Here is a 14,343-nt window from a genome sequence, read left to right as displayed (position 1 = left end):
AGATTGCCGCACGAACTAAAGTTCACTTGCAATGACGTTTTTACTCACCTTGAGCCAAGCTATAACCTGCAATCCCGTCAAATTCAAACAGATTCTCTACTTTGATAAAATCGATATTTGCTGTGCTTAAAGCTTCAAGCAATCTTGTTATATCTAAATGCTTTATTTCTGTGCCGTCTTTATTCATAAAACGACAACACCAATGATCGGAAACAGTTTCAAACCTTGTACCACGAGGCCACAGCTTTAATCCTTTTGACGAGATTGTTTTTAACTCAAAATTACCAAGATCAAGTTTATTAATTTTATCTGCTATATCATGAGCGGAAGATACATTCATATTCACAAATATATCCGTACCGACCAATTTCTTAACTTCTTTAGTATCAATTTTATAATCTATATTGCTTTCTTGCTTCTCAGCAATTAAGGGATAATCTGCTTTAGGTAGCTTTGTCGGTAACTGTCCTAATCTTTTCGTTACTTCTTCGGCAAATTCTTTTGTACCGACTTTTTTACTAGAACTCTGCTCGTTATATATATCGGCTGTATGAACGCCATCCTCTATAGTTTTTTTCCAAGCATTTTCGATTAATGTAGCGATATCACCCTGCCCTATATGTACTAGCATCATTATTGCAGCATTTAAAAGCCCTGACGGATTTGCGATATCTTTACCGGCAATATCGGGAGCACTTCCATGTACCGCTTCAAACATCGCATAATGCTGCCCAATATTTGCAGAACCTGCAAGACCTACCGAGCCTGAAATTTCAGCAACTACGTCAGATATTATATCACCGTATAAATTAGAAGTTACGATAACGTCAAATATTTCTGGTTTGGTAGCAAGCCTTGCCGTCCCGATATCGATAATATAATGCGCGTTATTAATTTGCGGGTATTCTTTTGCAATCTCATTAAATACTTTATGCAAAACCCCATCGGAAAATTTCATAATATTATCTTTGCTTAAACACGTGATTTTTTTACGGTTATTTTTTACTGCATATTCAAAAGCATATCTAATAATCTTCTCACATCCTGTATGACTTATCAACTTCATTGACTCATACATATTATGCGTTTGACGGTATTCTATACCTGCGTATAAATCTTCCTCATTCTCACGTATAATAGTTAGGTTCAAATTTGGATGTAATGTTCTAGTAAAAGGATGAAACGAAACGGCAGGACGAATATTAGCAAAAAGCTGTAATGTTTTACGAATCGTGACATTTAAACTTTTATATCCTCCACCTTGCGGAGTAGTAATCGGGGCTTTAAGTATAATACCAGTGCGTTGTATTGATTCCCAGCTTTCCTCACTTATGCCTGAAGTATAATGCTTCTTGTAAAGCTTTTCACCTACTTCAATGGTTTCTAAACGAATACGAGCCTCGGCTTTACGTAATATATAAAGCACTGCCTCCATTATTTCAGGACCTATACCGTCCCCGTATGCAATTGTAATCGGTGTAAATTCTGCCATATTAAATACTCTCTTGTTTATATCATTCCCACGTAGGCGGGAATCCAGTAAAACCTATAAAAACTAGTTTTTATAGATTTATTTTATCAAATATGTAACTTCTGTATCAATATTAAAGTTATTTTTCTGGATTACCGCCTACGCAGGAATGACACACAAAAATCCATACAACACTATCAATAGTTTATCGTTACTTCTTTTAATCTCTCATTCAACATAAAAGTCACTTCGGAAGTTATATTCAAATTATTTTTGGCATATAAGACTTGAGCACTTGGAATTACCAAATTAAGGTTATATTTCTCGGCAAGTTCACTAATTATTGTAATAGTTGTTTCATGGACTCTACTCATAGCCTCAGCGTGGGCTTGTTCAAGCTTTGTTTTCTTAATCTGAATTTCTTTTCTAACGTGGCTAACTTTTGCATTAAATTCGTTTACTTTATGCTCAAATTCGGTTTCACTTAAATGAGAACGCTCATTTAGCAGCTTCTCTTCCAGCGGTTTAAATTCTGCTTCTTTTGCAGCAATATCCTCTTGAATTTTATGATTAAGCTTTTCGATTTTATTACGCAAATCTTTTATAGCGATCGAACCTTCCAATATAGATTGTACATCAGCAACAGCTACTCTAACTTTAAAATTATCTTCTTTAATTGTCACATTTTGTGCCTCCGTAATCGTTGAGAAGTTTATTATGAATATGTATAAACATAATCTTCGGTACATCATCCTTGATCCTTTTAGGTTAAACGGTGTCGGCTAGGATTGTCATCCCGTGACTTGACCACAGGATCTTGTGTAACAAGCAGTATCCTGAGATCCCGCGATCAAGTCGCGGGATGACATTCAAGATTACTGGATTCCCGCCTACGCGGGAATGACACTGGAGCAACACCCGTATTAATCTAAAAATAAATAACATCAAGCAATTTGTCTACAATTAAAAACTTAACCTTTACCTAACATTGGCACATTCCCGCCTCTCCATGGTGTATATTCGCCATCCGAATAATAATCACTAGAAATAGGTTCAAACGCAATAGATTTTATTGCTTCAGTACTGAAAATAGGTACTCTCTCCATCACTAAGCAAAGGTTCAGTAGCCGGTTCTTCTAGCTCAACATAAATTTCATGCTGTTCATTAAATTCATATAAAAAAAAGCTTCATGAATATGCTCTGTTCCTTTGTTCTTAACCAAAACTACTGTAATACCATAGTCTTTTGCAGCATTGACATGTTTAATATCATCATCCATAAAAAATACGTTTTTTTATTAGTTATTTCGGTATTATTAATTATTTCTCTTATATATTCTTTTTTAGTACAATTTTGTATTTCTTCAAAATTATTAGAAGGTAAAGCTGATTTTATATAAATTTTTGCTGCATCTTCCTTTCCTAGTAACCTTTCTAATGCATATTTTACAGCATGAGGATAATCATTAAATGATGCTATAGCTATTTTATGACCGGATAATATAATATTCTTAAAAAGGCGTGCTATTTGCTCTTCATTTTTCCAACCTAAATTTTCATTATCTAGGAATTCTCCATCAGCTCTATAGAAAATTTTTGCTCAAGCCTAACTTTTTCTTGCTCTCGTTCTTCATAGGAGCTAAAAAAGCGATTTTGTATATTACGTGCTATTAAACCTCCTAACCTCTCTCCGATATAATTATGCGAATGTCCAACTAAAGTATTGTCACAATCAAATATAAATAAAGCTGTATTATCGTTCATTAATTTCTCTTATTTTAAAGTTTAAAAATTCTTAGTAATTTTTATTCTGCAGTTAAATCAATTTCTTTTTTAAGAACTTATATTCCAATTTTTGGTATTTTAGTGTATAATACGAAAAACTATTGTAAACTTGTGAGAATTTTTAAAGATGACATCTATTCGTAATATAGCAATTATTGCCCACGTTGATCATGGGAAAACTACGCTTGTTGATAACATGCTTAAACAAAGCGGAACATTTAGAGCTAACCAAGCAGTTGCTGAGCGTGCTATGGACTCTAACGATCTTGAGCGTGAGCGTGGAATCACGATACTTGCCAAATGCACTGCTCTTATGTGGAACGATATCCGTATCAATATAGTTGATACGCCAGGACACGCCGATTTTGGCGGTGAAGTAGAACGCATCCTTAGCATGGTTGACGGTGTAGTGCTACTTGTCGATGCATCGGAAGGACCAATGCCACAAACAAAATTCGTGCTTTCTAAAGCGTTAAATCTCGGCTTAAAACCTATTGTCGTTATTAATAAAATCGATAGAGATGACCAAAGAATTAAAGAAGTTATCGATGAAGTATTTGAGCTATTTGTGGCACTTGAAGCAAACAACGATCAGCTTGACTTCCCTATAGTTTATGCATCAGGTAGAGCAGGTAGAGCATCTTTAACCTTTGATGATAAAATTAATCCTTTAGATAATTTAGCAGATGATTTAGCACCGCTTTTCGACCTTATAGTACAGCATGTACCAAAACCCTTAGCCGATGACAAAGCACCGTTTTCTATGCTTGTTACTACTAGAGAATATAATTCTTTCTTCGGTAGGGTTTTAACAGGTCGTGTACAAAGCGGCACTGTTAAAATTAACCAAAACGTAAAAGTATTAAATCGTGAGAATAAAGTACTTGAAACCGGACGTATCACTAAAATATTAGCCTTTAGAGGCTTAGAACGAATCGCTATAAATGATGCTACAGCCGGCGATATTATTGCCGTATCAGGCGTTGAAAACGCCAACGTTGCCGATACTATCTGCTCCCCTGAGGTAACCGAGGCCGTACCGTCTCTACCTATCGATCCGCCGACTTTATCCATGACTTTTAGCGTTAATGACTCACCGCTTGCAGGAAGCGAAGGGACAAAAGTTACGTCGAGCTTAATTGGAGCTAGGTTAATGCGTGAGCTTGAAAGTAACGTTGCCTTAAAAGTTACTGAATCTGCCGAGAAAAATGCTTTCCAAGTTGCAGGGCGTGGTGAGTTACAACTTGGTATCTTAATTGAAACTATGCGTCGTGAAGGGTTTGAGCTATCTATTAGCAGACCCGAAGTATTATTCCAAACTGATGAGAAAGGTAATAAGCAAGAACCGATGGAAGAAATCCAAGTTGACGTTGATGATAATTATGTTGGAGTAGTCGTAAAATCTTTAGCACTGAGAAAAGCTGAAATGACTGATATGAGGCCATCAGGCGGCGGTAAAAGCCGTGTTACGTTTATCGGACCGTCGAGAGGGTTAATCGGCTATCACAGCCAGTTTTTAACCGAAACACGAGGCACAGGGATTATGAATCGTATTTTCCATGGATATGCTGATTATAAAGGAAATATCGAGAGAAGACGTAACGGCGTGCTTATCTCTAACGGTGAAGGGGCAGCGGTCGCATATGCTCTATGGAATCTAGAAGAAAGGGGGAAAATGTTTATAAACCCTAGTGACAAAGTATATAGAGGCATGATTATCGGCGAACATAATCGTGATAATGATTTAGAGGTAAACCCACTAAAAGCGAAACAACTAAGCAACGTTAGAGCGGCAGGTAAAGACGAAGCCATAAGGCTAACTCCGCCAATGCTTTTAACGTTAGAGCAGGCAATCAGCTATATACAAGATGACGAGCGAGTTGAAGTAACACCGAAATCTATTCGTTTACGTAAAGCTCTACTTGACCCTAACGACCGTAAAAGAGTTGCAAAGTAGGTATGCCTAAAAAAGTTGACATCGTCATTGCGAGGAAAAACTGTAAGTTTTGACAAAACAATCTCTGGAATCTTGCTTTATGAGATTGCCACGCTTCTTTCAGTTGCTCGCAATAATGAAAAAACTAAGCTAATACATTAAATACTATAATAACAAACCTTTTTAACGGCTTCTATTACATCGCTCTCACTCGGCAGAGCTAGTGTTTCTAAATTAACAGCATAAGGAAGGGGAAGGTCTTTGCCGCTTACCATCTCTATCGGAGCATCTAAATAATCAAATGCTTCTTTCATAACAATAGAAGCTATACTTGCACCAACACCTGCAAAAAACCACCCTTCTTCCACTACAACTAAACGATTAGTTTTTTTCACTGATTCTATTATTGTCTCAGCATCAAGCGGTTTAATAGTGCGAAGATCAATAACCTCACAATCAATATTATCATTCTGCAAAACATTTGCAGCATCTAAGGCAAGTTTTACTTGAATCGAGAAAGTTACTATAGTGACACTACTACCCTCTCTTAAAATTTTTGCCTGACCAAAGGGTATAGGCTCGATTGTTTCCGGCACGTCAAAACTATGACCGTATAAAATTTCATTTTCTAAAAAAACAACGGGATTATCGTCCCTAATAGCTGTAAGCATAAGTCCTTTATGATCTTCTGCACTATAAGGAGCTACTACTTTTAATCCTGGAATGTGGGAATAGCAAGCTGTATAATTTTGGCTATGTTGTGCAGCTACTCTACTTGCTGCTCCGTTTGGTCCTCTAAATACTATCGGACATTTGACCTGCCCGCCTGACATGTAATGCGTTTTTGCAGCTGAATTAACTATGTGATCGAATGCTTGCATAGCAAAGTTAAAGGTCATAAACTCCACGATCGGGCGAAGTCCTGCAAAAGCTGCTCCGACTGCAAGCCCTGCAAAACCATATTCCGTTATCGGTGTATCAATTACCCTCTTAGGACCAAATCGCTCTAGTAACCCTTGAGTTACCTTGTAAGCTCCTTGATATTCTGCAACTTCCTCGCCTATGACGAAAACCTTGTCGTCTCTTATCATCTCTTCTTGCATGGCATCACGCAACGCTTCACGTACCGTTATTTGCATTTTTCTTTTTTATTTGATTAAATTAAACGTTATTGCAAGTAGGCTTGCCTGCGTGAACGTCATTGCGAGCAGCCGTAGGCTGCGTGGCAATCTCATAAAATAATAACAAATTCCTGAGATTGCTTCGTCAAAACTTACAGTTTTTCCTCGCAATGACGCCTTAACAGTACACCTGTGTATACAACTCCCCTTCATCAGGTAGCGGTGAATTTTCTGAGAATTCTACTGCTTCTTTCACAATTTCTTTTACCGACTGTTCTATTTCTTTTAAATCCGCTTCGGTTACATATTTATTGTCGAGTATCGTTTTTCTTATTATTACCAACGGATCACGCTCTTTATATTGCTCAACTTCTTCTTTACTGCGATATTTTGCCGGGTCGGACATCGAATGCCCACGATAACGATAAGTTTTTACCTCTAATATCAGCGGAAAGCTATTTTCTCTAACATACTCGGCTGCTTGCTTAGAGCCGTCATACATTTCTTCAAAATCCATACCGTCTAGCTGAAATCCTTTAATCCCAAACGATGCCCCTTTCTTATATAAATCACGCATAAAGGTAGAACGTGCTAAAGACGTCCCCATCGAATATTCGTTATTTTCAATAATATAAACTACCGGCAAACCCCATAAAGCAGCCATATTAAAAGCTTCATATACCTGACCTTGATTAACGGCACCATCACCTAAAAAAGTAAAACAGATATTATGTGTATCGTTATATTTTTCAGCAAACGCAAGCCCTGTGCCTATCGGTACTTGAGCCCCTACTATACCGTGTCCACCGTAAAATTTGTTTGGTACATTAAATAAATGCATCGAGCCACCCTTACCTTTCGAACAACCTGTAGCACGCCCCATAAGCTCGGCAAGAACATACTTAGGCTCAGTTCCTGCTAAAATAATATGAGCATGGTCACGATAGCTAGTAATAGTGCTATCACCTTTTTGTTTAACCATATCTACTGCAGAAATTACTGCTTCTTGCCCTATATATAAATGACAAAAACCACCGATTTCTCCCATTCCGTATAACTGACCGCATTTTTCTTCAAAACGACGCAGTAGGAGCATATCTTTAAAGCTTTTTATATATTCTTCCTTTGTCGGCTTATATTTTCCTAACTTAATATCCACTAATTACTCCTTAAGACTATTGTCATCCCGTGGCTTGACCACGGGATCCAGTCTTTTTTTTTATTTTGAACTGGACCTCGTAGTCAAACCACGGGGTGACATTTGTAAATTAAAAGTCACAAAATATGGCACATGATCCGAAGGTGAAGGCCAATCACGTGCTTCTGGTAGTAAATGCATAGAAAATAATGCACCTTTTAAATTATCGCTAACCCAAATATGATCAAGTCTTCTACCTCTGTTAGATTTTTTCCAATCTATATTTCTATAACTCCACCAAGTATAAAATTTTTCGTCAAGCGATACGAAATGTCTGCTACTATCAATAAAACCTAACGCATTTTGTAGCTCTACCAATAACGAGCGTTCAATATCAGTATGGCTGATAACATTTCGCAACTGCTTACTAGACCATACATCATGTTCATGCGGAGCAATGTTCAAGTCCCCGACAATAATCATTTTATCGTTTTTAGTACGGTTAGTCGTTAACCATTCCTGCATTAACCTTACATATTCGAGCTTATGCTTAAATTTTGTATTTACCTCGATATCAGGTATATCACCACCGGCAGGAACATAAAAATTATGTATTTCTATATCATTAACTATAGCTGCTATATGCCTTTTATCACTATTATATAACTCCAATGAAAAAACATTATTCAAAGGAAATTTTGAAATAATAGCAACACCGTTATATGATTTCTGCCCTGAATATATTACATGTTCATAGCCTATATTTTTAATAACTTCAAGAGGAAATAATGAGTCAGCTACCTTTGTTTCTTGAAGTAAAATAATATCCGGCTGATGTTCATATGCTAATTTTCTTAATAAATCGATCCGTAGACGCAATGAATTAATATTCCAAGTAACTATCTTCATTAGACTTGTTGTATAACCTCCTTCTAAAGGTAATTTGTATGTCAATCCGGTACTCGCATCCTCACGTACTAAGTGTACGCTGCGGTACTGCGTTCCGTGTTTCTTCCAAATTCCTCTTTATAAAATAGCTTACACAACAAGTCTATTCAATTTTTTATAGCTGCCCCTATTATTGCATCTCTAAAATAAATTATTCCAAGTTGATTTAAAGGATTTTTCATATCAATTTTATCTTTTTCTTCTTCAGGAATTTTTATCATAGTATTACTAAGTATAGCAAAATAAAGATTATCAGGCAAAACATATCCTGCTTCACTTTGTATTCCAAGGGCTTTTCCCGTATAATGAATCATTAAACGCTTAGAATCAAGATCAGTAAGAAAAATACCGTAACCCATATAAGACTTACGACCTTCTATATCTTTTGCTAAAAAATATTTAGTAGTCATAAGTTTATACGACTTCTTAGAAAGAATTTTCTCCTCATTTAATGCCCTATACCATCTAATAAGATCAACCGGTGTTGATATTATACCACCGTCAGCACAAGGAACTGCTAAAAAATCAGCAGTTACAGGAGTAAATATAGGTTTATTACTATTATTAGGCGTTAAAAAATATCTTACCGGATAATTAGAACTAATAACGTTTTTTTGGATTCTAGCGGCTTCACTATATGAAGCAAAACTAGTAGATTTCATATTAAGCGGTTTAAAAAATTCATCATAAAAAAAGTTAGCTAAATCTTTTTTAGCCACCTTTTCTATAATCATACCGAGTATAACAAAATTAGTATTACTATATTTAAATTTTTTCCCTATAGATATTTCTAAAGGCTTAGAAGAAACAAATTGTAATATTTTCTTGTGAATCTCTTTCTTAGGCATATTTAAATCAAGTTTAACAAAACTAAAATATTCAGCAATACCACTACTATGCGTTAATAAATTATGGATAGATATTTTATATGCCCAATCCGGCACTTTTCCACCCCACATTTCCGGATCAAGATATTTATAAATTTTATCGTTAATATTTAATAATGCCTGTTCTTGTAATTTTAAGATTCCCGCTGCTGTAAAAGGCTTTGTAGCAGAAGCAATAGGCATCATTTCATTTGCTTTTAATTGCTCACCATTTAAAGCAAAAATTCCTTTAGCACCGGTTAACAAAGGTTTATAATCATCGGCAAACATAAAAACGGCATTTAAAAATCTATTACTTATATATTCTTTTTCTGCTTCATTGATTCTTTGCTGTATATCTGCAAAACAATCAATACAATTAGTCATAAAAAAAAGCAGCAATAAAAAATATCTATGAATCATAACTGCAACACTCCACAAACTTATCAATAGACGTCTTACATAACGCAGCTAATAAAAAGAAATTTGAAGGAGACACGGAACGCAGAACCACAGCGTACACTTGACATGAGGATTCGAGTACCGGATCGACGTACAAATTACCTTTAGAAGCAAGTTATGTAAGACGTCTATTAAAATAAAACGGTAATTTTGCTTCTAACTTAATCTCTTGACCAAAAATTTTTTCAGATAAACATATAGTATTAGCATGCAAGAACATATATTTACTATACGGCATTATTTCTTTATTACCATATTTATCATCTCCAAGTATCGGACAACCTAATAATTTAGCATGCAACCTTAATTGATGCATTCTACCTGTAACCGGCGTAAATTCAATTAAAAATAAGTTATTATCAAGTGATTTAAGTACTTTGTAATAAGTAATGGCAAGTTTACCATTTTCACTATCAATATCAGTAATTTTAGGTGTACTTCCTTTACTCTTTTCTATATTACTTCTAACTTCGCCTACATTTTTAATTGGCTTCCCATAGGTTACGGCAAAATATGTTTTTACAACCAATTTTTCTTTAAAAGCATCATGAAGTTTTACACTACTTAAATAATTTGTGGCTATTAAGAGCAAACCGCTTGTTTTTTTATCTAATCTATGTACTAACTTAAAATCAGCACCTTTATAATTCAAATATTTTAATGCAGAGTCAATAGATAAATTTATTTTACTGCCGCCTTGAGTAGCAAGACCTGCAGGTTTATTTATAGCTATTAAATTATCATCTGCATATATCAAATAATCGGTAGTAATTTTCTTCGCTAGCTTAATTTCAGCGTCGGTAAAAACTAACTTTTCAGGTTGCTTAACAGGTAAATTAAACTTATCGTTAATAAAAATTTTATCGCCGCCCTTTACTCTTAAACTCGCTTCTGCTTTCTGAGAATTAACGGTAATTTGTTTTTGACGTAATGCTTTCTCTATTACTCCTTGAGTCAATAAGGGATATAGACGTTTTAAATATTTATCTAATCTAGAAGAAATAGGAGTATTGAAATCGATGATCATATTTTTAATAAATTAGGAACTTTTTATTAAAAAATAGCACCAAATTATTATAGACAAAAGGATTATAGCAAAAAGCTGATGTATAGAGGCAATTATTATAGGTACAGAGTATAAAAGAGTAATTATTCCGGTAGATACCTGCATAAATAATGCAATCATTAAAAAATACGCTATCTTATTTAATTTCGGATGTTCTATTTTTAACAAGCAAATTATCAAAACTACAACAACCAAAAATACGCTATAGCCGCCTAAACGATGTATGAATTGTATAAAAACCGGATCATACCAATTTTTAAGATCAACGAAATTATTTTTTATCTCCATCGGGATAAAACTATCATCCATTAGCGGAAAACTATTATATATCAGCCCTGCATCAAGCCCTGCAACTAAAGCACCTAAAAAAATTTGCACATATACTACAGTAATAGCAATACCGGAAAATATTAATGGTAATTTAAAATCTGTTTGTGACGGGATTAACAAAATATCACAACGATTTTTTATTAGTTGATAAAAAAGTATGTGATAAATAATTACGGCGATAATTAAATGAAAAGCAAGTCGAAAATGACTAACATACGGGCTATTCAACAAGCCGCTTTTAACCATATACCACCCCATAAAGCCTTGTACGCAAAATAACAACAAAACAATTATATAAGGTATGTCACGATTTTTTATAACATCTTTAAAATAAAAATATATTAAAGGTACAATATATATTAAAACTGTAATTCTACCGAGTAATCGATGTATAAACTCTAACAGATAAATAAACTTAAACTGTGATAAAGTAATTCCGTAATTAACGGAGTTATATTCAGGAAAAGCTTTATATTTAGCAAATTCCGCTTGCCAGCTTTCAAAACTAAAAGGCGGCAAAATACCAGTTACCGGACGCCACTCAACTATAGATAAACCAGAACCGGTAAGCCTTGTTATCCCCCCTATAACAATCGTCGCTATGACCATTATACAACTTATACACAACCATTTTGTAATTAAACTTTTCTGCACTTTTATTTTAAGTTTATGTTTTTTATCGCGTCATTACGGCATTGCTATGTCATCCCCGCGTAGGCCTTGTTGCGTGGATAGGTTTATCATTTATCATCCCGCGACTTGATCGCGAGATCCAGCTAAAAATACTAATCATATTAGTATTTTTTATTATTTTTATGGACCCCGTGGTCAAGCCCACGGGGTGACATTAAAGATTACTGGATTCCTGCTTTCGCAGGAATGACATATTATAACCCTCAAATCAAGACTCTGCATTCTTTTCCGTATCTTCGACGGTATTAGAAGGACGTTTCTTATTTGATGTTTTATTACGATATCTACGTTTTGTCTTTTTTGGAGTAGCTTGTGCTGCTTCTAAGCCGGCATTACTTTCTACAACTTTCACCTCTTCCACAACACTTATGGTTTGCTCTACCGATTCTTTTGCCTCTAAACTCTTATCTTTTACTTCATTAGCAATATTATTACTATTATTAGCTGTTTTCCATTTATGTTTATTTTTGCGTAACTGTTCTTTTTTCAGCTCTTCTTCAGTATAATCGGCATTATGATTCTGAATTACCGGCTTAACAGAATTAACATTATTGTTATTTTTCTTGAACAGCTTCACTTTTTCAATAGAATAACTATCTGATGTAGCATTAGGATCGGAATAAAAATTAAGCTTTATATTATATTTTTCTTCAATAAATTTTATCTCAGCACGTTTATTATTAAGTAGATAAATAACTGAAACGATATTGGTAAAAACATTTATTACATCAATTCTTTCTTCAAAAATTTCATTCTCTATAGTACGTAAAATTAACATAGCATTAGCGTCACTTGCTCTAATGACTCCTTTACCGTTACAATGAGAACAAATTGCCGAATTAGTTTCTAAGAAAGAAGAACGTAATCTCTGCCTTGAGAATTCAAGTAGTCCAAACTGACTAATATTACCGGTTTGTATACGAGCACGATCACGACTTAAAAACTCTTTAAAGGATCGTTCAATAATTTTACGATTCTTAGCTTCGCTCATGTCTATAAAATCAACAACTATCAAACCTGATAGATCTCTAAGCTTTACTTGCTTTGCTACTTCTTTGGCTGCTTCTAAATTAGTTTTTAGTGCCGTTTCTTCAATATTTTGTTCAGAAGTTGATTTACCGGAATTTACATCAATTGAAATAAGAGCTTCCGTAGGATTAATAACGATATATCCTCCTGAAGGTAACGTCACTACAGGCTGATATAATTTAACTAATTGCTCTTCTACTTGAAACTTAGTAAATATAGGAGTTTTACTTTTATGCTCTTTCAGCTTTGCAAGCTCTGAAGGTAATAAATCCTGCATAAATTTTGAAGCGTCTTCATAACCCTCTTGTCCTTGAATTACCACCTCTTTAACATTGTGATCGCACATATCACGTATGGTTTTACGTATTATACTATCTTCCTCATGAATAAAACACGGAGCCGGAAATTTAATAGTACTTTTACGAATTTTATTCCATAACCTTGCTAAATAATTATAGTCTTTCTTTAAATCTAAGGTGCTACTTCCTCTACCTGCGGTTCTAACAATGACGCTATAAGCATTTTTGTCACCGCTTACTATTTTATTTAAAATATCTTTCAGTCTTTTTCTTTCTTCCCCGTTTGATATTTTACGCGATATACCGTTTTGCGAACCTTTATTAGGCATTAAAACACAATATTTACCAGCCAAGGATATATAAGTAGTAAAAGCGGCGCACTTATTTCCTCGTTCTTCCTTAGTAACCTGCACTAATAATATTTGGTTTTTTCTTATTACTTCTTGAACTTTATATTGTTTATATTGCGGAATATTTGACTCAGAGGTACCGCTTTGAATCATTTCAATATCATCAGCCGCTTCTAAATTAAGTTCTGACTGGCATTTACTCTCTACTAAATCTTCTATGGTTTTTAGGTCAATTTCTTCACTATCAATCAAAGAATCATATATAGCAGCCGGTTTCTCTTCATCATCCTCAACCGTAATATTTGAAAGAGCTATTTCAGGAAAAGCATTAACTGGAAAATTTCTCTCCGAGGTAGGCAAATTGTAATAGTTAGGATGGATTTCACTAAACGGTAAAAAACCGCTTTTATCCATTCCGTACTCTATAAAAACAGCTTGTAACGACGGTTCTATTCTTGTAACTTTTGCTAAATAAATGTTACCTTTATTTTGTTGTCTTACGGTTGTTTGAAATTCAATATCTTCTATATTGTTGCTTTGTCCTAATAAAACTACTCTTGTTTCGCTTGGAAAATTAGCATCAATTATAATCTTTTTATTCATTTATCTTGCTCACTAACTTGAAGAACAAATAATTAATATAATGCTTGTATCTTAAGAAAAATCATTGTTTATCTTGTATTAATTTATTTAAATAGATAATTTATCTATGAGTAAAGAGCAAAAATGAAATTCTAGATAAACTTCAAATAATACCTCTTTAAAATACTAAAAAATATATTATTATTTTTCTTACATTAAAATATTTTCATATTATTTAATTCATTAATTTTTTTAAAATTCAACAAT

General features: G+C 34.3%; 12 protein-coding genes and 3 pseudogenes. 2 read left to right on the top strand and 13 right to left on the bottom strand.

Going from position 1 to position 14,343, the window contains the following annotated elements:
* Positions 1-40: 40 nt before the first annotated feature.
* The 5 genes and pseudogenes from RJP_RS01890 to RJP_RS01875 form a co-directional block, all read right to left on the bottom strand.
* Positions 41-1,492 carry an NADP-dependent isocitrate dehydrogenase gene (locus tag RJP_RS01890; protein WP_014120629.1) on the bottom strand — a complete coding sequence of 484 codons (1,452 nt, stop codon included), beginning with the start codon at positions 1,490-1,492 and terminating at the stop codon, positions 41-43.
* A gap of 176 nt (positions 1,493-1,668) precedes the next feature.
* Positions 1,669-2,223 (bottom strand): OmpH family outer membrane protein, encoded by a 555-nt coding sequence (locus tag RJP_RS01885; protein ID WP_014120628.1) that lies wholly within the window; start codon positions 2,221-2,223, stop codon positions 1,669-1,671.
* Between the two features lie 219 nt (positions 2,224-2,442).
* On the bottom strand, positions 2,443-2,577 hold the full coding sequence (locus tag RJP_RS10975) for a hypothetical protein (protein WP_264158012.1): 135 nt from the start codon (positions 2,575-2,577) through the stop codon (positions 2,443-2,445).
* Between the two features lie 30 nt (positions 2,578-2,607).
* A complete protein-coding gene (locus tag RJP_RS08605; RefSeq protein ID WP_225981323.1) occupies positions 2,608-2,751 on the bottom strand; it encodes a hypothetical protein in 144 nt (47 codons plus the stop codon).
* A gap of 260 nt (positions 2,752-3,011) precedes the next feature.
* Positions 3,012-3,235, bottom strand: a pseudogene (locus RJP_RS01875) (hypothetical protein); the annotation flags it as partial.
* Between the two features lie 148 nt (positions 3,236-3,383).
* Between RJP_RS01875 and typA the strand changes: the two are divergent.
* A complete protein-coding gene (gene typA / locus RJP_RS01870; protein ID WP_014120626.1) occupies positions 3,384-5,213 on the top strand; it encodes a translational GTPase TypA in 1,830 nt (609 codons plus the stop codon).
* Positions 5,214-5,350: 137 nt separating this feature from the next.
* Here the strand turns inward: typA and RJP_RS01865 are convergent, their stop codons facing one another.
* The 5 genes and pseudogenes from RJP_RS01865 to RJP_RS01850 all read right to left on the bottom strand — a co-directional run bounded on the left by RJP_RS01865 (position 5,351) and on the right by RJP_RS01850 (position 9,688).
* Positions 5,351-6,331, bottom strand: coding sequence for a pyruvate dehydrogenase complex E1 component subunit beta (locus RJP_RS01865; RefSeq protein WP_014120625.1), 981 nt, complete (start codon positions 6,329-6,331; stop codon positions 5,351-5,353).
* A gap of 160 nt (positions 6,332-6,491) precedes the next feature.
* Positions 6,492-7,472, bottom strand: a complete 981-nt coding sequence (pdhA, locus tag RJP_RS01860) for a pyruvate dehydrogenase (acetyl-transferring) E1 component subunit alpha (RefSeq protein ID WP_014120624.1) — start codon at positions 7,470-7,472, stop codon at positions 6,492-6,494.
* Positions 7,473-7,532: 60 nt separating this feature from the next.
* On the bottom strand, positions 7,533-8,360 hold the full coding sequence (xth, locus tag RJP_RS01855; RefSeq protein ID WP_014014049.1) for an exodeoxyribonuclease III: 828 nt from the start codon (positions 8,358-8,360) through the stop codon (positions 7,533-7,535).
* Positions 8,358-8,497: pseudogene (locus tag RJP_RS11530) on the bottom strand (palindromic element RPE1 domain-containing protein); the annotation flags it as partial. The gene xth and the pseudogene RJP_RS11530, both read right to left, overlap by 3 nt.
* 9 nt (positions 8,498-8,506) lie before the next feature.
* Positions 8,507-9,688 (bottom strand): serine hydrolase domain-containing protein, encoded by a 1,182-nt coding sequence (locus RJP_RS01850; RefSeq protein ID WP_024704477.1) that lies wholly within the window; start codon positions 9,686-9,688, stop codon positions 8,507-8,509.
* 44 nt (positions 9,689-9,732) lie between these two features.
* Between RJP_RS01850 and RJP_RS08940 the strand changes: the two are divergent.
* Positions 9,733-9,861 (top strand): annotated as a pseudogene (locus RJP_RS08940) (palindromic element RPE1 domain-containing protein); the annotation flags it as partial.
* Here the strand turns inward: RJP_RS08940 and RJP_RS01845 are convergent.
* The 3 genes from RJP_RS01845 to RJP_RS01835 all read right to left on the bottom strand — a co-directional run bounded on the left by RJP_RS01845 (position 9,843) and on the right by RJP_RS01835 (position 14,097).
* On the bottom strand, positions 9,843-10,754 hold the full coding sequence (locus RJP_RS01845) for an RluA family pseudouridine synthase (RefSeq protein ID WP_014120622.1): 912 nt from the start codon (positions 10,752-10,754) through the stop codon (positions 9,843-9,845). The pseudogene RJP_RS08940 and the gene RJP_RS01845 overlap by 19 nt on opposite strands.
* Positions 10,755-10,766: 12 nt before the next feature.
* Positions 10,767-11,777 (bottom strand): COX15/CtaA family protein, encoded by a 1,011-nt coding sequence (locus RJP_RS01840; RefSeq protein WP_014120621.1) that lies wholly within the window; start codon positions 11,775-11,777, stop codon positions 10,767-10,769.
* 247 nt (positions 11,778-12,024) lie between these two features.
* Positions 12,025-14,097, bottom strand: coding sequence for an Rne/Rng family ribonuclease (locus RJP_RS01835; protein ID WP_014120620.1), 2,073 nt, complete (start codon positions 14,095-14,097; stop codon positions 12,025-12,027).
* Positions 14,098-14,343 lie beyond the last annotated feature (246 nt).

This window comes from Rickettsia japonica YH, assembly GCF_000283595.1.
GTDB lineage: Bacteria > Pseudomonadota > Alphaproteobacteria > Rickettsiales > Rickettsiaceae > Rickettsia > Rickettsia rickettsii.
This window is presented reverse-complemented; position numbering and strand designations above follow the sequence as displayed.